Here is a 16,337-nt window from a genome sequence, read left to right on the forward strand (position 1 = left end):
GGCAAGACGAAGGTCATCACCATGCCCGCCAAAGGCGACAAGAAGGAATACCAGTTCCGAGTGCCGGACTACGGCATGCAGGACGAGGACGGCCTGGGCGTACGCGTGTCGTGCACACTGAAGGGTGAAACCGAGCCGCGCGTGCTTGAGCTGCTGCTGGTGCAGGCCAGCGTACGCAATTCGCCGCTGTGGGCCACTGACCCTAAACAACAGCTGGCCTACCTCGCAGTGAAGCGCTGGACCCGCCTGTATGCGCCGGACGTGATCTTGGGCGTCTATACCCCCGACGAGCTGGAAGAAGTGAATCGCGAAATGCGCGACATCACACCAACTGGCGAGCAGGTCGCCAGTGCGCCGGCGGCGCCCGAAGCCTCGCCAGGCCTGATTCAAGAAGCCAAAGCAGCAGCCGCCCGGGGCGTCGCCGCCTATCAGGAGTTCTGGAGCAAAGCCGGCGCACCGAACCGTAAGGCGCTGGCCGCCTATCACGACGGCTGGAAGGCTGACGCCACGGCCGCCGACCGGGCGCGCACCGTCGACGCGGAGCCGGCCGCCGGCGCCGCCAAGCCACTGTCCGAGCACATGCAGGCGATCCTTGCCGATTTCAGCGCACTGGCCGACGAGGGTCTGGACATCTTCAACGAAAGCTGGGGCCGGCTGTCGCCAGCAACGCAAGATGGCCTCGCCGCCGAATATCCGAAGCTGAAGGCCCGCGCCGAGGCCGCCGGAGCAGCGCAATGATCGTCCTCAACTGCGAACAAGGCAGCGATTCATGGCATCAGGCGCGCGCCGGCGTGATCACCGCCAGCATGTTCGTCGTCGCACGCTCGCGCACCGGCGGCCTGGACGAGAAGCAACAGGTCTACGTCGACGCCATCCGGCAGGGCTACAGCGAAGGCTATGCCCGCGAAATCGCGGGCTACCGCGCTACGCCGAAGGCTGAATCCGTTCAGCGCGCCATCGAAGGGTTGCCGGTCGGTGACTTCTCGGAAGCGGCCAAGGCCTATGCCTTCCGCCTGGCCATTGAGCGAATCAGCGGCAAGCCATTGGATGAAAGCTTCGAGACGTACGCCATGCGGCGCGGCCACGAGTTGGAACCGGCGGCACGCCGCGAGCACGAGATCGCCAGCGGTCACATGGTGGAGCGCGCGGGCTTCGTGCTGACCGGCGACCGACTGTTCGGCGCCAGTGCCGACGGGCTGATCGGCCGCGAAGGCGGCAGTGAATACAAATGCCTGATCTCGCCGGAGCGCCTGCAACGCATCTACATCGAGAACGACGCCAGCGAGTTCATGGATCAGGTGCAGGGCTGCATGTGGATCACGGCGCGCAATTGGTGGGACTTCTGCCTGTACTGCCCTGCCCTGGAGATCATCGACAAGCATTTGTGGATGCGCACCTTCCAGCGCGATGACGCATACATCGATCAGATGGTCGAAGAACTGACCGAGTTTGAAAAATTGGTTTCCCATAACGAAAAACTATTACGGATGAAGGAAGCACCATGAACAACCAACCTAACGAAATCGCAGCAGTTGGCGCCACCACTGTCCAAGCAATCGCGGCTGCTGCCGGCAGCCAGCTGATCACCCTGGACCCGGTCGCGTACGTCGCCGAGGTTTTCAGGCCATATAACGACATGTTCGCCATCTTGAAGGCTGAGGCCGACACGATCACCCCGGACGCCAGCACGCCGGCAGGCATGGAAATCTGTATCAAGTACCGTGCCGCGTTCCGCGACGATGTGCGAGTGGCCGGCGAGAAGGCGCGCGTCGAGCGCAAGGCTCCCATCCTGACCATCGGCAAGTTGCTGGACTCGAAGTACGCCGATTTGAAAAACGCAGTCATTCCTTACGAAGCCAAGTTCGACGCGGCCATCAAAGCCGAGGAGAAGCGCAAGGATGACCTGAAAAAAGCCGAGGCCGAGCGCGAGGAGAAGGTACGCCAGCGCATCGTCAATATTCGCGAACTGCCGCTGGCGACCGTCGGCAAGTCGGCCGCTGTGATCGCCGAGATGATCGCAGCGCTGGAAGCTGATCTGCCTGACGAATCGTTCGGTAAGCTCCAAGATGCGGCCGTGACGGCGCGCGCGGATGTGCTGGTGAAGTTGGCCGGCTTGCGCGCTGCTGCGGTAGCAAGTGAAGAAGAGGCTGCCCGCATCGCCGCCGAGCGCGCCGAGCTGGCCCAGCTGCGCGAAGCGGCTGCCGAACGTCAGCGTCTGGCGCTGGAACAGGCCGATCGCGTCGCCGCGGCGCAGAAGGCTGAGGCGGATCGACTGGCTGCGCTGGCCGCCGAACAGGAAGCTGCCGCCCTGCGCGAACGCGAAGCCGCCGCAGCTCAGCTTAAGGCGGAAGCCGATGCCCAGGCCGAGAAGAACCGTCTTGCCCAAGCAGAGATTGACCGCCAACTGGCCGAACTGGCCGCAGCGCGCCAGGCCGATGCTAACCGTGTCGCCGCCGAGCAGGCCCGGGTTGCCGCAGAAGCGCAGGCCGCTGCAGACCGCCATGCAGCCGCCGACCAGGCTGAGTGCGACCGCGCTGCAGCTGAACAACAAGCTGCCGCCCTGGCCGAACAAGGCCGCTTGACTGATCTGGCGGATATGGCTGCGGCCGCGACTCCTACCGCATGCCAGCCAGTGCGCATCGAAGTGCGCGAGACGGCGCCGGCCGGCCCGCCGACGCTTCGTCTGGGCCAGATCAGCGACCGCCTCGGTTTTGCCGTTACCGCCGTCTTTTTGGAGACGCTGGGCTTCGCGCCGGCCGCCACCGACAAGGCCGCAAAGCTCTACCACGAAGCCGACTTCCCCGGCATGTGCAGCGCCCTGCGCCGCCACATCGCCGACGTGCAAGCCGCGCACGCCGTTTAAACCATAGCCAACCACCAGGAGATCACCATGAGCGCCACCCCTAAAATTGTCATGCACCAGGTCGAATCTAGCCAGTTTGCAGCCATCGGCCATGCGCCTGAGCTGGGCCTGCTGGCCATCCAGTTCCACCCGAAGAAATCGACCGGCCAGAGCGACATCTACCACTACCAGAATTTCAGCGCCGATCTGTTCGCCGAATTCCTGGGCGCCGCGTCACATGGCTCGTTTTTCATCCAGCGCATCAAGAAATGCGCTGACCAGTTCCCATATTCGAAGGTCAACCAGGCCGCGTTCAACCACACAGCGCCGCAGCCGACCGTCAAACCGGCCAGCCTGGCGGAAGCCGCGCCGGTCAAGCTGAGCAAAGAACTGCTGGCCGGCCTGCTGACGGGCCGCGAATACGGCAAAGAAATAGCGAAAGAAGAAGAAATGCAGGCCAAGGCGGCCGGCCTGATCGTGATCTTCGGCGCCAGCGACGACCTGATGGAGTTCCGTGGACTCGTGGACGACGAGCGCGGCGCGCCGACCATCGCACTGCTCGACGCCAAGGGTTTGCTGCCGTTCCGCGAGGATATCCAGCACGACGACGATGCACTCAAGGATTATTTCGCCCGGGCGCCGCAGGTGCGCGCCGTGGATGCCCTGTGGGGCAATGAAGACGGCTACAGCTGGACCTACCGCACCGACGTGCCGCACGCCACCTTCGAAATCGTGGAAGACGGCGAGCCGTATTGCCGCGGCATTGTTATCGACGTAGCCGACCTGGGCGGTGCAGCATGACCACGCGCGCCGAACGCCAGGCACAGGCGACCGCCAAGCTCCAGGCGGCATGCGACAAGTTCAACGCTGCGCACCAGGTCGGCGCCGCCGTCAGCGTTGAGCTGGACAGCGGCGAGGTCCGCGAGACGGTTACCACCAGCGAGGCGCAGGTGCTCAGCGGCCACACCGCCGTTATCTGGCTGGATGGCATCAGCGGCTGCTACGACCTGGACCGCGTGACGGCTTCGAAAGTGGAAAAAGCATGACGGCGCGCGGCACTGCGGGAGCAACGCCTTGACAGAAATCGTGCTCATGAAAACGGCAAACGTCCTCGTCCCGCACGACGAGGCGGCGGCCGAGTTCATCCAGAAGATGAAAGTTGGCGCGCTGATGCACGCCGACTTCAAGAAGGTACGGAATTACAAGTTTCACAAGAAGTACTTCGCCCTGGTGTCCTTCGCCTTCGACCAGTGGGAGCCGCGCGGCGGCCTGACGTATCAAGGCCAGCCAGTGGCGAAGAACAAAGAGCGGTTCCGCAAAGACGTCGCGATCCTGGCCGGCTTCTTCGAATCGACGGTCAACCTCAAGGGCGAGGTGCGGCTGGAGGCAAAAAGTGTTTCTTTTGCACAGATGGACGAGATCGAGTTTGAGGCGCTGTATAGCGAGACGATCAACGTCATCTTGCAGCGCGTTTTGACCAAATACACACGCGACGACCTGGATGCGGTCGTTGAGCAACTGCTGCGGTTCGACCGCTGAAGGATTGAAAATGCAAGGTAACTCGATTGTATCTGTCGCTCCACCCTTGTTGCGACCCTGTTCAAAGTGCAGGCTAAATAAAAGCCTTCGCGAATTCTATAAAAAGTCGAGATCATCAGACGCCGTCATGGCGCAATGCAAAGAATGCACGAAGGCAGCGTCGATCAAAAATAGGCTGAAGAATTTGGATTCGGCACGGGCATACGACCGGCAGCGAAATGCCTTGCCGCACAGAGTCGCCGCGCTGAATGAAATCGACCGAAAGCGTCGCGGCGAGCCAAGTCGCATCGCTACAAACAAGGCCAGTCGATTAAAGGAGCAGGCGGCTCACCCTGAAAAATTTCGCGCCCGGGATGCTGTGAATAACGCGGTAAAGGAAGGGCGACTGGTCCCGTGGCCAAAATGTGCGATGCCTGACTGCGAATGTAAAGCTCAGGCGCACCATCCAGATTACAGCGCGCCGCTCGATGTCGTTTGGCTCTGCGCCCCACATCACCGAGAGGCTCACAAAATGGGCAAAAAACTGAATCGCAAACCATTACAAGCAAAGGAATGAGAAATGTTTTTTCGCAACCTCCAGATTTACCGCCTGCCCGCACCGCGGGCCTACACGCCAGAACAGCTGGAAGAGGCCCTGTCCCAGAACAAATTTACGCCGGCCACCAGCATGGACCTGATGCGCCAGGGTTGGGATACGCCACGCCCTAACGGCGGCCTAGTGCATGTAGTCAACAATCAGATGCTGATCTTGCTGGGCGCGGAAAAGAAACTATTACCGTCGTCGGTCATCAACCAGGTGACCAAGGACAGGGCTGCCGAACTCGAAGAGGTACAGGGCTTCGCACCAGGCAAGAAAGCGATGAAGGAGTTGAAGCAGCGCGTGGCTGATGAGTTACTGCCGCAGGCTTTCAGCATCCGATCGAACACATTCACGTGGATCGACCCGGTAAATGGGTGGCTGGTGATCGACGCAGCCAGCCCGGCCAAAGCTGACGAGGCGATCAAGCTGCTGCTGAAATCCGTCGATAAGCTGCCGCTGGAAAGCCTGCGCGTCATGCGCTCGCCAGTCGGGGCGATGACGGAATGGCTGCAAGCGGACGAATCCCCGGCAGGCTTCACGGTCGACCAGGACGCGATCATGCGCGCCACCGGCGAGAGCAAGGCCCAGGTGGCGTACAAGCGCCACACGTTGGAAGCGGACGATATCCGCCGCCACATCGCCGCCGGCAAGCAGTGCACGCGCCTGGCCATGACCTGGAACGACAAGATCAGCTTCGTGCTGGACGAGTCCCTGGCCATCAAGTCAGTAAAGCCGCTGGAGATTATCAAGGAAAGCGCCACGCGCAACGACGACGAGCGCTTCGACAGCGACTTCGCGCTGATGTCGGGCGAACTGGCCAAGATGCTGGCCGACCTGGTCGAGGCTCTGGGCGGTGAAGTGGACGCCGTGGCGCCAGCGGCTCGCCCAGCCGTTGACGCCGGGCCAGCCAAAGGCCACGAGCCCGTGCGCGAGCAGCGCCCGGTGCTGCAGCTGAATGGCGAAGCGACAGGCGCCGTGCTGCCCGGCGACGGCAGTGCGAGCGATCCGCTGTACGCCCAGGCCGTCGAGGTCGTACGCACCCAGCAGCGAGCGTCGATATCGCTGGTGCAGCGCCACCTGCGGATCGGCTACAACCAGGCGGCCCGGCTGATGGAGGCGATGGAAGCAGCTGGCGTGGTGAGCTGTATGGCATCGAACGGCAATCGCACGGTGCTTACTACTCCGGGGGCGACAGCATGATCAGCCGCCTCTACACCGTCAGCGCCACACTGACGGCCGTCATCATGGCCACCAGCGAGCACGAAGCCGAAATCCGCTTTAAGTCGGACTTTGGCGAGATCAAAGACCAGCCCATCGACGCGGTGGCCGATGGGGAAATTCGGGCCGAGGCTGACCTCCCGGGCGACTGGACCGTTGACTGCCTGCCGTATTGCCCACGCGACAACGCGCTGACCATAGGTGAATTCCTGGACGTGCTGCCACCGCTGGTGGTGCGCGATACGAAAACCGTCGATATGTTTGAGGCCACGCCGGCCGCTGGAGAAAAAGCATGAAAGAGCGCCCTATCCTCATGAACGCCGCCATGGTGCGCGCCGTGCTCGACGGCAGCAAGACGCAGACGCGGCGCGTGGTGAAGTTTAAGACGCATTCAAGCGGCGCCTATTACCAGCCAATCCCAGTGGTGAAAGTTGATGAAGTCAGCTACGAGATGAGCTGCCCTCATGGGAATCCCGGCGACCGCCTATGGGTGCGCGAGACGTTTGGCTATGTGTCACCCGACGAGCACCAGCGTCCGCACAGCGAATGCAAGATCGAGTACCGCGCCGATCTGGAGCTAGGCTGCACGGATCGACCTGGCAATTGGCCAGTGGAAGAGTGTGTCGGCGACCCTGAGCGCCCACGCTGGCGCCCCAGTATTCACATGCCGCGCGCAGCCAGTCGCATCCTGCTGGAGATCGTGTCGGTGAACTTCGAGCAACTACAGGATATCAGCGAAGACGATTGCTGGGCTGAGGGTATTGATGCCGTCGATGGCTTGCTGGACGACATGACAATCTTCGAAATGGCGAAGCGGATGGATCGCTGCTTTGAGGACGCTGCGCCGACGTTCGGCGCGCTGTGGGAATCCATCAACGGCGCCGGCAGCTGGGCAGTCAACCCGTTAGTGTGGGTGATCGAGTTCAAGCGGGTAGCCCCATGACCGACTTGAACGAGCTGAGCAAAAGCGCACTGTCGGCCGCGATGCGTGGCGGCACTGTCGGCTGGGGCAAGATCGGTTCTGCCGACGATCACGTCCGCTACAGCGAGAAAAAGCCGAAGCGCCCCGGCCGCCGGCGCGCCTGCTACTGCGGTTGCAAGGGCCTGGCCACCCATAGCGGGATGGCAAACGGCCTGGCGCTGACCAGTGCATGCGAGCTGGGCATCGCTCGATGGGTCCGCACTGGCAACGTCCGGGCTACGCGATGAGCAGCGGAACCCGAAACCGATCCGCCGCGCGCGTGGCGGCGGCCCTGATCCTGATTTACGTGGCGGCGACCCTGGCGGGCGTCCTGGCCGCGACAACCTGAAAGGTGAATATGGAAAAGAACATTGAAGCGACACCGGCAACCTGGAGCGCACCATGAACATGAGCGAGCACGACGTGGTGGCCAGGATGGTTGCCGCAATCGAGCGTGCGCACCAGCCCCTGACTTGGGTGAAGCTGGAGCGTTACGTCGAAATATCAGGCGATTCCGTCGATTCCGTGCAGGCCCGCCGCAAGGCCGGCAAGTGGCTCGACGGCAATCAATGCAAAATTGTGGATGGCCGGCTGTGGATCAACCTGCCGGCAGTAGAGGAATGGGTAGCAAAATGGGAACAAACAAGTCCAGCCCGCCAGGCGTCGAACTCCGGTCCGGCGTCCAAAGCGAATCGATCCGCATAAAATTTATGTACCGGGGAACTGAGTGCAGGGAAACGCTGAAGCTTGCGCACAGCAAGGCAAACATCAAATACGCCGAGCGCCTGCGCGGCGAGATACTGAACGCAATTGCGCTGGGCAATTTCAGCTATGCCAAGTACTTCCCCGAATCGACGCAACTGAAGAAGTTCGGCTTGCAACCTCGGGGCAAGGGTGTAACCGTTGGCGACCTGCTTAAACAGCAATTCGAAATCTATGAGCGCATCCTCGCGCCCAGCACCTTGAAAAGCTATAAGCGAGTGCGCGACAAAATTCTGTTGGGGCAATGGGGTGACACCCTGCTCACCGACCTTACGCCGGCCGCGCTGCGCACCTGGATTGTCGATCTATCACTGAAAGCCACCTCGGTCCGGCAAATCCTGATCCCCCTGCGTGGCGCGCTGGAGCTTGCGATAAACGACGACCTGATCGATAGCAATCCGCTGGACCGGGTGAAATTGCAAAAAACATTAGACCGCGACGCGTACAAGGCGGAATATGAGGTGGATCCGTTTTCCGCGCAGGAGATTGCGGCCATCCTCGGTGCTGCGCAGGGCCAGGCCAGGAACGTCTTCCAGTTTGCCTTCTACACGGGCATGCGCCCGAGCGAGTACATTGCGCTACGCTGGGAATCGATCGACTGGGCCGGGTTCAAGGCGAAGGTGGAGCGCTCGCGCGTTATGGGTGAGTCGCGTGAGGAACTGAAGACGCGCGCCGGCCGCCGCCTGGTTGACCTGCGGCGCGGTGCCGTCGAGGCGCTGGTTGCACAAAAACAACATAGCTTCCTTGCTGGCGGCCTGGTGTTCCTTGATCCGGCCACCGGCCAGGGCTGGGACAACACGCAGCGCCTGAGCCTCTTCTGGGCGGCAATGATTAAGAAGGCACGGGTCCGCTACCGGAATCCGTACCAGACAAGGCACACCTTCGCGTCGACGCTACTCTCGACGGGAGCCAACGCGATGTACGTGGCAAAGCAAATGGGGCATACCGATACGACCATGATCACCAGGACATATGGCCGATGGGTGGAGCAGGAAGGTGGCGTGTTGCCTGATCAGTATTGCAAAATGACAGATGGGATTAAGGCTGAGACTGCTTAGTATTTTCGCCCACGTTTCGCCCATGGAAAAGGAGAAATGGCTAGAACCCGCATGTATGCTTGCTTGTGGTGCCTAAAAGCAAGTTATACAGAAAAAAGCACCCTCCGTCCTTGCAGCATAGAAAAGATATTTGAAAAAAGCAAAAATTGGCACCCGCCGGGCAGCGCCCACGCAGCTGCCCTTCCCTCAGCTTTTGGCAGGCTTGCTGCCGGCGCGGCGCCGGCGCGCTTCTTTCGGGTCCGCCTGCAAGGGGCGATACACTTCCACCCTGTCATGCTCGCGCAAGATCGTCTCCAGTGGCTTTTTCTTGCCATAGATGCCGACCATATTGATGGCCAGGTCAATGCCCGGGATTTCCTGCAGCAAGCCGCTCAGCGTCAGCGCCTGCCCGATGGTGGTACCCGCAGGCACCGTCAGTGCACGCAGAAAGCTGCTGTCGGGCAAGGCATGACAGACTTGCACATGTATGCTGGCCTCAGCCATACACCGTCTCCGCGCGTTTGCAGAAGGAATCGACCATGCTGTTGGCGATCATGCCGAAGACGGGGCCGATGATCTGCTCGAGCACACGGCTGGAAAATTCGTAATGCAGGTCCAGTTCGATCTTGCACGCATCTTCGCGCAGGGCCTTGAAGGTCCACACGCCGTCGAGGGTCTTGAAAGGGCCGTCCACCAGCTTCATCTTGATGGAAGACGGCGGCACGTTCTCGTTGGACGTGGTGAAGCTTTGGCGCACGCCGTGGTAATGTATGCCCACGCTGGCGACAACGGTGTTCTCGTCCCGCTCGCGAATCTCGACCGCACCACACCAGGGCAGAAATTTGGGATAATCCTCCACCGCCGCCACCAGCGCGAACATTTGTTCGGCGCTATAGCCGAGAAAAACTGATTTATGTACTACTGCCATTGAAGAACCATTTGCTATGATGTTGGATATAGTGATTTTATCGCGCTTGCGCGAGACAGTAGTTTAACCGACCCGCGCACATTTACCATCTCATGACCATAGCAGACAACAGAAAAGCCTTCCACGACTACTTTATCGAGGATCGCTACGAAGCCGGCATTGTGCTGGAAGGCTGGGAAGTCAAAGCCATCCGCGACGCCCGCGTACAAATCAAGGAAGCCTACGTCGTCGTCCGCGGCGATGAACTCTTCCTGTTCGGCGCGCATATCAGCGCCCTGCCGACCGCCTCCACCCATATTCATCCGGAAGCCGTACGCACGCGCAAGCTGCTGCTGCACCGCACGGAAATGGATAAACTGATCGGCAAGGTGGAACGTTCCGGCTATACGCTGGTGCCGCTCAACCTCCACTACAAAGGCGGCCGTGTGAAATGCGAAATCGGCCTGGCCAAGGGCAAGAAACAGCACGACAAGCGGGCAGCGGAACGCGACCGCGACGGCGCGCGCGAAGTGCAGGCGGCCATGAAGTCGCACCGCCGCTGATACGGCACGACGCGCAGCGTGCTGCACCGATACCATCAAGCCCGGCTATATGCCGGGTTTTATTTTGCCGGCACCTGCGGCAAGCAGAAAAGCACAGTGCGATGCAATGAAAACAGGAAAAGCAAGCGATACGACGGGAATAAGACTGGTATTAGCGAAAACGCCATGGAGATAAACGAATGAATCAGCTTTGCCTGCCTGGCCAAAGACGATAAATCAGGAAAGTTCCGGATGCTTGCATGCTGCCTTGTACTACACCTGTCACTTCACAGGACAAGCATCCGAATGAACGGTTTTTTTAAACCTTCAGCAGATCACGCGACTTGCCCGAATCGGTCCACTCTTTGACCCATTTCGGTTGACGGCCACGGCCGGTCCATTGTTGCGTCGCATCATCCGGATTGCGATAGCGAACTGCAACCGTGCCGGTTTTAGCGCGGATACCCGTACCAACCAGATCTTTTACCGAAACGCCCACGCTCTGGGCAATTGCCAGGATTTGCTCGCGCGCTTTGGACAGATCGTCCTGTTCGCGTTTTTTCATTTGCTTCTTGATGTCGTCCTGCAAGGTGCGCAGTTCGGACAGGGATAAGCTGGACAGATCCATGATATTTCCTTGTGTAGGTTGAAAAATATAACTGAACAGTTAAATTCTATCCAATTGTAACGCGACTGAGGTGATTTTTCTTGAGATTTGATTGTTTTTTACAATTCTTCTACCCAAAACCGTACTTCCCTGGCTTTCAAGCGGTACAGGCCTTCAATCAAGGAGGCGGAGGACATCGCACATGGACCAGCGTGCCACCATCCCTGTCTCGTGCGGCGGTGATTGAATTGAGCGCCATAGGCTGCATTAATTTTGCAGCACTTTTTGTCTCATTGCAATTTATAGTAATTATAAATTGCAATTAAAAACAGGCCGGAGTCCGATACTATCGCCTGTCATGCATCACTCGCAAACACCACCCCTTGTCCTGCGCGGCGAATATCAGGCCAATCAAAGAAATAAGCGCCGCATGACTGCACATCATTCCGAAAGTGTGCATAGCATAGCATGAAGAAAATATTTTCAACGTTATTCATTCATCCGCCGATATCCCTTCCTTGCCGTCAGGAGATAATCAGGGCGACGCAAATGCAAACTGCCCGCTATGCAGCGGGCAGTATTCACGACAAACTTGCTATGGGCTTGCTATTCACCAAGCCAGACGCGCTATCAGGGAATGGCCACGCCACCTTTCGGCTTCTGCGTTTTCACCACCTGCATCGCAGTGGCGATCAAACCGCTCATATCGCCCAGATTGGCCGGCACGATAATCGAGTTATTCGCTTTCGCCAATTGCGCGAATGCGCCCACATACTGCTCGGCTACTTTCAGGTTGACAGCATCCTCGCCACCCGGTTCGCGGATGGCGGCGCCCACCTGGCGCAGCGCTTCTGCACTCGCTTGCGCCAGTGCGACGATGGCCGTGGCCTGGCCTTCGGCGCGGTTGATCGATGCCTGCTTTTCGCCTTCCGAGCGGGCAATGTTCGCTTCACGCTCACCGCTGGCAATATTGATCTGCTCTTGCTTGCGCCCTTCCGAGGCGGCAATCAGGGCACGCTTTTCACGCTCAGCCGTAATCTGTGCCTGCATGGCATGCAGAATTTCCTTGGGCGGCGTCAAATCCTTGATTTCATAACGCAATACCTTGACACCCCAATTTGCCGCCGATTCATCAATGGCATTCACGATGGCCGTATTAATATGGTCACGTTCTTCAAATGTCTTGTCGAGTTCCATCTTCCCGATCACCGAACGCAGGGTCGTTTGTGCCAGTTGCGTAATGGCGGCAATATAATTCGACGAGCCGTACGAAGCACGCATGGCGTCGGTAATCTGGAAATACAGAATGCCATCGACCTGCAATTGCGTATTGTCACGCGTAATACATACCTGTGGCGGCACGTCGAGTGGAATTTCCTTGAGCACGTGCTTGTACGCGATGCGGTCAACGAAAGGCACGACAATATTCAGTCCAGGCCCCAATACCGCGTGGAACTTGCCCAGGCGCTCCACCACCCAGGCATGCTGCTGCGGCACCACATTGACCGTCTTGAAGACAAATACCAATGCCAGCAATAACAATATCAGCGACATGTTTCCGATGCTTACTTCCATAATCTATTCTCCAGGTTATCCAACAATCAAACGGCTGCCACGCACGGCACGTATGGTGTAATGTCCGGCTTGCGTATCGCTGCCGGGAATCAGCTCCACATCCCACAGTGCGCCGCGATACATGACGCGCGCCGCGCCATCGACCCAATGCGTGACCGCCACGCTTTGGCCGATATCCAGGTTCACATTCGGATCCTGGGCCACGTCGCGCCGTGCCGCCTTGCCAAAACGGCTGCGCCGCAATAACAGCGTGGCGACCACGCCGACAATGGCAGCCGTCAGGGCTTGCCAGCCGCCATTGCCGCCCGCCAGCGCCACCAATCCTCCGGCACTGATGCCAATGGCAATCATCAGCAAATAAAACGTGCCAGTAAACAATTCCAGTATCAATACCGCGCCTGCGGCCACAAACCAGCCTGCCCATTCAGCCATGATGCCTCCATCCTTGTGAATCCGAAAATAAAAAACCCCGCAGCCTATATAAGCGGCGGGGTTTAATGCACAGTACTGCCTGATATTTTTCTTGCCAAACACCTATATACAAGCAGTCTAACGCAATTCCTGATGGCGTCAATAGCCGCGGGCGAATAATGGCCGGCGAAAAGGGACTATTCCTCCAGCAGGCTGCGCAACATCCATGCCGTTTTCTCGTGCAAATCGAGGCGCTGCGTGATCAGGTCGGCCGTGGGCTGGTCATTGGCTTTTTCCAGCAGCGGGAACAAGCGGCGCGCCGTGCGAGCGGTCGCCTCTTGCGCCGACACCAGGTGGCTGACCATGTCCAGGGCTGGTGGCACGCCGTCAATTTCCTTGATCGAAGCGAGCTTGACGAATTCCTTGTAGGTGCCCGGCGCCGGATAACCGAGGGCGCGAATGCGCTCGGCGATCAGGTCCAGCGCGGCCCACTGCTCCGTGTATTGCGTCATGAACATCAGGTGCAGGGTGTTGAACATCGGCCCCTTGACGTTCCAGTGGAAATTGTGGGTCATCAAGTACAAGGTATAGCTGTCGGCCAGCAGGCCGGACAGGCCTTCCGCAATTTTCGCGCGGTCCGCCTCGGAAATGCCGATATCGATCTTTGCCACTTTGCTCGGTTTCTTGCTTGCCATGAGAACTCCCGTTTCAATGTATTGGTGGAATCATTTTAGCTGATCTGACGCAAGCCCATCGAATACTGTCGTGCGCCGCGTGGCAGGCGTAAAAAAACCCGCTGCCAGGTGAGCGGCAGCGGGTTTTCAGAGGGCAAGAAAAATGCTTACGCTTTCAGCGCAGCAAGCTTTTGCCAGGTATCGATCACCGAGTCGGGATTCAGAGACATCGATTCGATGCCCTGCTCCATCAGCCAGACGGCGAAGTCAGGGTGATCCGAAGGACCCTGGCCGCAGATGCCGATGTACTTGCTGCGCGCCAGGCAAGCCTTGATGGCCAGCGACAGCAGGGCTTTCACGGCGGGATCGCGCTCGTCGAAGTCGGCCGCCAGCAATTCCATGCCGGAATCGCGGTCCAGGCCCAGGGTCAGCTGGGTCAGGTCGTTCGAACCGATCGAGAAGCCGTCGAAATGGTCGAGGAACTGGTCGGCCAGGATGGCGTTCGACGGCACTTCGCACATCATGATGACGCGCAAATCGTTCTCGCCGCGCTTCAAGCCATTTTTCGCCAGCAGGTCGATGACTTTCTCGGCCTGGCCCAGGGTACGCACGAATGGCACCATGATTTCAACGTTTGTCAGGCCCATGTCATTGCGCACGCGCTTCATGGCTTCGCATTCCATGTTGAACGCTTCGGAGAAGTCGGCCGACAGGTAGCGCGCGGCGCCGCGGAAGCCCAGCATCGGGTTTTCCTCGTCCGGCTCGTAGCGCGAACCGCCGATCAGCTTCTTGTACTCGTTCGACTTGAAGTCGGACAGGCGCACGATGACTTTTTTCGGCCAGAAAGCGGCGGCGATGGTGGCGATGCCTTCGGCCAGCTTGTCGATGTAAAACGCTTTCGGCGAAGCGTGGCCACGCGCCACCGATTCCACGGCCTTTTTCAGGTCGGCGTCGATGTTCGGGTATTCCAGGATCGCGCGCGGGTGCACACCGATATTGTTATTGATGATGAATTCCAGGCGCGCCAGGCCCACACCGGCGTTCGGCACGGATTGGAAGTCGAACGCCAGCTGCGGATTGCCCACGTTGAGCATGATCTTGGTGTCGAGCTGAGGCAATTCGCCGCGCGACACTTCCGACACTTCCGTTTCCAGCAAGCCATCGTAGATCTTGCCTTCGTCGCCTTCGGAACAGACGACGGTGACAAAAGTGCCGTCTTTCAGCACGTCGGTGGCATTGCCGCAGCCGACGACGGCAGGCACGCCCAGTTCACGCGCAATAATTGCAGCGTGGCAAGTACGACCGCCACGGTTGGTGACGATGGCCGAGGCGCGCTTCATGACCGGCTCCCAGTTCGGGTCCGTCATGTCGGCAACGAGCACGTCGCCTGGCTGCACTCTTTCCATGTCGGCCGGGTCATGTATCACGCGCACAGGGCCGGCGCCGATCTTCTGGCCGATGGCGCGGCCGGACGTCAGCACGGTACCCGTGCTTTTCAGCTTGAAGCGCTCTTGCACGTCGGTCGCCTTTTGCTGCGACTTGACGGTTTCAGGACGCGCCTGCAGGATGTACAGCTTGCCGTCGCGGCCATCCTTGCCCCACTCGATGTCCATAGGACGGCCGTAGTGGTTCTCGATGATGACGGCGTACTTTGCCAGTTCCACCACTTCGCTGTCGTTCAGCGAGTAACGGTTGCGCATTTCGACAGGCACGTCGACGGTTTTCACGGAACGGCCGGCTTTCGCTTCGTTCGTGAATTCCATCTTCAGCAGCTTCGAGCCGATATTGCGGCGGATCACAGGCGACTTGCCTTTTTCCAGCATCGGCTTGTGCACATAGAATTCGTCAGGGTTGACGGCGCCCTGGACCACGGTCTCGCCCAGACCATAGCTGGAGGTGACGAAGACCACGTCCTTGAAGCCCGATTCCGTGTCGATGGTGAACATCACGCCAGCGGCGCCCAGGTCGGAGCGCACCATGCGCTGCACGCCAGCCGACAAGGCCACTTCAGCGTGCGTAAAACCCTTGTGCACGCGGTACGAGATGGCGCGGTCGTTGTACAGCGAGGCGAACACCTGTTTCATGGCGTCGAGCACGTTGTCGATGCCGACCACGTTCAGGAAGGTTTCTTGCTGACCAGCAAAAGACGCGTCCGGCAAGTCTTCCGCCGTGGCCGAGGAACGCACGGCGAACGACATTTCGGTATCGGAATCAGCCACCAGTTTGGCGTAGAACTGGTCGATTTCAGCGGCCAGGCGAGGCTGGAATGGCGTTTCCACGATCCATTGACGGATCTCGGCACCGGCTTGCGCCAGCGAGCGCACGTCATCGATGTTCAGCCCTTCGAGGCGCTGGGCGATGCGTTCGGCCAGCGGCAAGCCGCCGTTCGCGCTGTACGACAGGAAATCGCGGAATGCCTGTGCCGTGGTGGCAAAGCCACCGGGCACGCGCACGCCGGCTTCCGCCAGTTGGCTGATCATTTCGCCCAGGGAGGCGTTCTTGCCGCCGACGGATTCAACATCCGTCATGCGCAAATGCTCGAACGAGGCAACATACACCGCGTCCTTGTCTTCCTGCTGTTGCGATACTGCGTTGGTCATAATGACACCCTTACTGATGATAGAAATCTTTACGCGCGGCGCACAGACAGTCTTCTTGTTATTCTTGGCGTCGTGCAGCACA

At 59.4% G+C, this 16,337-nt stretch carries 22 protein-coding genes and 1 pseudogene; 15 read left to right on the plus strand and 8 right to left on the minus strand.

The genetic code is table 11. The features are described from left to right. The 14 genes and pseudogenes from K0F85_RS29125 to K0F85_RS16820 all read left to right on the plus strand — a co-directional run. Positions 1 to 738: recombinase RecT (locus K0F85_RS29125; protein ID WP_306985129.1), on the plus strand; the 738-nt coding region annotated here is incomplete at its 5' end. Next, positions 735 to 1,505, plus strand: a complete 771-nt coding sequence (locus K0F85_RS16765; RefSeq protein WP_219117121.1) for a lambda exonuclease family protein — start codon at positions 735 to 737, stop codon at positions 1,503 to 1,505. The genes K0F85_RS29125 and K0F85_RS16765, both read left to right, overlap by 4 nt. Then, positions 1,502 to 2,863, plus strand: coding sequence for a hypothetical protein (locus K0F85_RS16770; protein WP_219117122.1), 1,362 nt, complete (start codon positions 1,502 to 1,504; stop codon positions 2,861 to 2,863). Before K0F85_RS16765 ends, K0F85_RS16770 begins: the two co-directional genes overlap by 4 nt. Positions 2,864 to 2,890: 27 nt before the next feature. After that, positions 2,891 to 3,643, plus strand: a complete 753-nt coding sequence (locus K0F85_RS16775; protein ID WP_219117123.1) for a KTSC domain-containing protein — start codon at positions 2,891 to 2,893, stop codon at positions 3,641 to 3,643. Then, entirely contained in the window at positions 3,640 to 3,888 is a 249-nt protein-coding gene (locus K0F85_RS16780) for a hypothetical protein (protein WP_219117124.1), read from the plus strand. The genes K0F85_RS16775 and K0F85_RS16780 overlap by 4 nt, the downstream gene beginning before the upstream one ends. Before the next feature lie 28 nt (positions 3,889 to 3,916). After that, the gene (locus K0F85_RS16785; RefSeq protein WP_219117125.1) at positions 3,917 to 4,381 is read left to right on the plus strand and encodes a DUF1367 family protein; all 465 of its coding nucleotides are present in this window, start codon (positions 3,917 to 3,919) and stop codon (positions 4,379 to 4,381) included. A gap of 10 nt (positions 4,382 to 4,391) precedes the next feature. Continuing rightward, complete coding sequence (locus K0F85_RS16790; protein ID WP_219117126.1) at positions 4,392 to 4,937, plus strand: hypothetical protein; 546 nt, start codon at positions 4,392 to 4,394, stop codon at positions 4,935 to 4,937. A 3-nt stretch (positions 4,938 to 4,940) separates the two neighbouring features. Further along, positions 4,941 to 5,828, plus strand: a pseudogene (locus K0F85_RS16795) (recombination-associated protein RdgC); the annotation flags it as partial. Between the two features lie 108 nt (positions 5,829 to 5,936). Beyond that, positions 5,937 to 6,161, plus strand: coding sequence for a DNA translocase FtsK (locus K0F85_RS28855; protein WP_306985199.1), 225 nt, complete (start codon positions 5,937 to 5,939; stop codon positions 6,159 to 6,161). Further along, on the plus strand, positions 6,158 to 6,475 hold the full coding sequence (locus tag K0F85_RS16800; protein WP_219117128.1) for a hypothetical protein: 318 nt from the start codon (positions 6,158 to 6,160) through the stop codon (positions 6,473 to 6,475). Before K0F85_RS28855 ends, K0F85_RS16800 begins: the two co-directional genes overlap by 4 nt. Further along, positions 6,472 to 7,122 (plus strand): hypothetical protein, encoded by a 651-nt coding sequence (locus tag K0F85_RS16805; RefSeq protein WP_219117129.1) that lies wholly within the window; start codon positions 6,472 to 6,474, stop codon positions 7,120 to 7,122. Before K0F85_RS16800 ends, K0F85_RS16805 begins: the two co-directional genes overlap by 4 nt. Beyond that, positions 7,119 to 7,388 (plus strand): hypothetical protein, encoded by a 270-nt coding sequence (locus tag K0F85_RS16810; RefSeq protein ID WP_219117130.1) that lies wholly within the window; start codon positions 7,119 to 7,121, stop codon positions 7,386 to 7,388. The genes K0F85_RS16805 and K0F85_RS16810 overlap by 4 nt, the downstream gene beginning before the upstream one ends. A 154-nt stretch (positions 7,389 to 7,542) precedes the next feature. Next, entirely contained in the window at positions 7,543 to 7,845 is a 303-nt protein-coding gene (locus tag K0F85_RS16815; protein ID WP_205412557.1) for a hypothetical protein, read from the plus strand. A 5-nt stretch (positions 7,846 to 7,850) separates the two neighbouring features. Next, complete coding sequence (locus tag K0F85_RS16820) at positions 7,851 to 8,960, plus strand: Arm DNA-binding domain-containing protein (RefSeq protein WP_257572837.1); 1,110 nt, start codon at positions 7,851 to 7,853, stop codon at positions 8,958 to 8,960. A 186-nt stretch (positions 8,961 to 9,146) separates the two neighbouring features. Here the strand turns inward: K0F85_RS16820 and K0F85_RS16825 are convergent, their stop codons facing one another. Then, the gene (locus K0F85_RS16825) at positions 9,147 to 9,443 is read right to left on the minus strand and encodes an RnfH family protein (RefSeq protein ID WP_219117132.1); all 297 of its coding nucleotides are present in this window, start codon (positions 9,441 to 9,443) and stop codon (positions 9,147 to 9,149) included. Next, positions 9,436 to 9,867 carry a type II toxin-antitoxin system RatA family toxin gene (locus K0F85_RS16830; RefSeq protein ID WP_219117133.1) on the minus strand — a complete coding sequence of 144 codons (432 nt, stop codon included), beginning with the start codon at positions 9,865 to 9,867 and terminating at the stop codon, positions 9,436 to 9,438. Before K0F85_RS16830 ends, K0F85_RS16825 begins: the two co-directional genes overlap by 8 nt. 92 nt (positions 9,868 to 9,959) lie before the next feature. Between K0F85_RS16830 and smpB the strand changes: the two genes are divergently transcribed. Further along, positions 9,960 to 10,409, plus strand: coding sequence for an SsrA-binding protein SmpB (gene smpB / locus K0F85_RS16835; RefSeq protein ID WP_034752217.1), 450 nt, complete (start codon positions 9,960 to 9,962; stop codon positions 10,407 to 10,409). 298 nt (positions 10,410 to 10,707) lie between these two features. On the opposite strand, the gene K0F85_RS16840 is transcribed toward smpB, so the two are convergent. The 6 genes from K0F85_RS16840 to ppsA all read right to left on the minus strand — a co-directional run bounded on the left by K0F85_RS16840 (position 10,708) and on the right by ppsA (position 16,255). Further along, positions 10,708 to 11,016, minus strand: coding sequence for an H-NS family nucleoid-associated regulatory protein (locus tag K0F85_RS16840; RefSeq protein ID WP_010397665.1), 309 nt, complete (start codon positions 11,014 to 11,016; stop codon positions 10,708 to 10,710). A gap of 335 nt (positions 11,017 to 11,351) precedes the next feature. Then, positions 11,352 to 11,492 (minus strand): hypothetical protein, encoded by a 141-nt coding sequence (locus tag K0F85_RS16845; RefSeq protein WP_219117134.1) that lies wholly within the window; start codon positions 11,490 to 11,492, stop codon positions 11,352 to 11,354. 133 nt (positions 11,493 to 11,625) lie between these two features. Continuing rightward, positions 11,626 to 12,570 (minus strand): SPFH domain-containing protein, encoded by a 945-nt coding sequence (locus K0F85_RS16850; RefSeq protein ID WP_219117135.1) that lies wholly within the window; start codon positions 12,568 to 12,570, stop codon positions 11,626 to 11,628. Between the two features lie 15 nt (positions 12,571 to 12,585). Then, positions 12,586 to 13,002: an NfeD family protein gene (locus K0F85_RS16855; RefSeq protein WP_219117262.1), complete on the minus strand. Its 417-nt coding sequence runs from the start codon at positions 13,000 to 13,002 to the stop codon at positions 12,586 to 12,588. A 176-nt stretch (positions 13,003 to 13,178) separates the two neighbouring features. After that, positions 13,179 to 13,676 (minus strand): Dps family protein, encoded by a 498-nt coding sequence (locus K0F85_RS16860; protein WP_034752224.1) that lies wholly within the window; start codon positions 13,674 to 13,676, stop codon positions 13,179 to 13,181. A gap of 146 nt (positions 13,677 to 13,822) precedes the next feature. Continuing rightward, a complete protein-coding gene (ppsA, locus tag K0F85_RS16865; RefSeq protein ID WP_219117136.1) occupies positions 13,823 to 16,255 on the minus strand; it encodes a phosphoenolpyruvate synthase in 2,433 nt (810 codons plus the stop codon). Between the last annotated feature and the right edge of the window lie 82 nt (positions 16,256 to 16,337).

Source organism: Janthinobacterium sp. UMAB-56 (assembly GCF_900095265.1).
GTDB lineage: Bacteria > Pseudomonadota > Gammaproteobacteria > Burkholderiales > Burkholderiaceae_D > Janthinobacterium.

Excerpts from the sequence above, each read along its gene's own strand:
- K0F85_RS16840 (WP_010397665.1), bottom strand. The coding sequence starts at position 11,016 with ATGGATCTGTCCAGCTTATCCCTGTCCGAACTGCGCACCTTGCAGGAC.
- smpB (WP_034752217.1), top strand. The coding sequence starts at position 9,960 with ATGACCATAGCAGACAACAGAAAAGCCTTCCACGACTACTTTATCGAG.
- K0F85_RS16850 (WP_219117135.1), bottom strand. The coding sequence starts at position 12,570 with ATGGAAGTAAGCATCGGAAACATGTCGCTGATATTGTTATTGCTGGCA.
- ppsA (WP_219117136.1), bottom strand. The coding sequence starts at position 16,255 with ATGACCAACGCAGTATCGCAACAGCAGGAAGACAAGGACGCGGTGTAT.
- K0F85_RS16855 (WP_219117262.1), bottom strand. The coding sequence starts at position 13,002 with ATGGCTGAATGGGCAGGCTGGTTTGTGGCCGCAGGCGCGGTATTGATA.
- K0F85_RS16780 (WP_219117124.1), top strand. The coding sequence starts at position 3,640 with ATGACCACGCGCGCCGAACGCCAGGCACAGGCGACCGCCAAGCTCCAG.
- K0F85_RS16800 (WP_219117128.1), top strand. The coding sequence starts at position 6,158 with ATGATCAGCCGCCTCTACACCGTCAGCGCCACACTGACGGCCGTCATC.
- K0F85_RS16845 (WP_219117134.1), bottom strand. The coding sequence starts at position 11,492 with ATGAATAACGTTGAAAATATTTTCTTCATGCTATGCTATGCACACTTT.
- K0F85_RS16790 (WP_219117126.1), top strand. The coding sequence starts at position 4,392 with ATGCAAGGTAACTCGATTGTATCTGTCGCTCCACCCTTGTTGCGACCC.
- K0F85_RS16805 (WP_219117129.1), top strand. The coding sequence starts at position 6,472 with ATGAAAGAGCGCCCTATCCTCATGAACGCCGCCATGGTGCGCGCCGTG.
- K0F85_RS16820 (WP_257572837.1), top strand. The coding sequence starts at position 7,851 with ATGTACCGGGGAACTGAGTGCAGGGAAACGCTGAAGCTTGCGCACAGC.
- K0F85_RS16765 (WP_219117121.1), top strand. The coding sequence starts at position 735 with ATGATCGTCCTCAACTGCGAACAAGGCAGCGATTCATGGCATCAGGCG.
- K0F85_RS16825 (WP_219117132.1), bottom strand. The coding sequence starts at position 9,443 with ATGGCTGAGGCCAGCATACATGTGCAAGTCTGTCATGCCTTGCCCGAC.
- K0F85_RS16775 (WP_219117123.1), top strand. The coding sequence starts at position 2,891 with ATGAGCGCCACCCCTAAAATTGTCATGCACCAGGTCGAATCTAGCCAG.
- K0F85_RS16770 (WP_219117122.1), top strand. The coding sequence starts at position 1,502 with ATGAACAACCAACCTAACGAAATCGCAGCAGTTGGCGCCACCACTGTC.
- K0F85_RS16815 (WP_205412557.1), top strand. The coding sequence starts at position 7,543 with ATGAACATGAGCGAGCACGACGTGGTGGCCAGGATGGTTGCCGCAATC.
- K0F85_RS16810 (WP_219117130.1), top strand. The coding sequence starts at position 7,119 with ATGACCGACTTGAACGAGCTGAGCAAAAGCGCACTGTCGGCCGCGATG.
- K0F85_RS16860 (WP_034752224.1), bottom strand. The coding sequence starts at position 13,676 with ATGGCAAGCAAGAAACCGAGCAAAGTGGCAAAGATCGATATCGGCATT.
- K0F85_RS16830 (WP_219117133.1), bottom strand. The coding sequence starts at position 9,867 with ATGGCAGTAGTACATAAATCAGTTTTTCTCGGCTATAGCGCCGAACAA.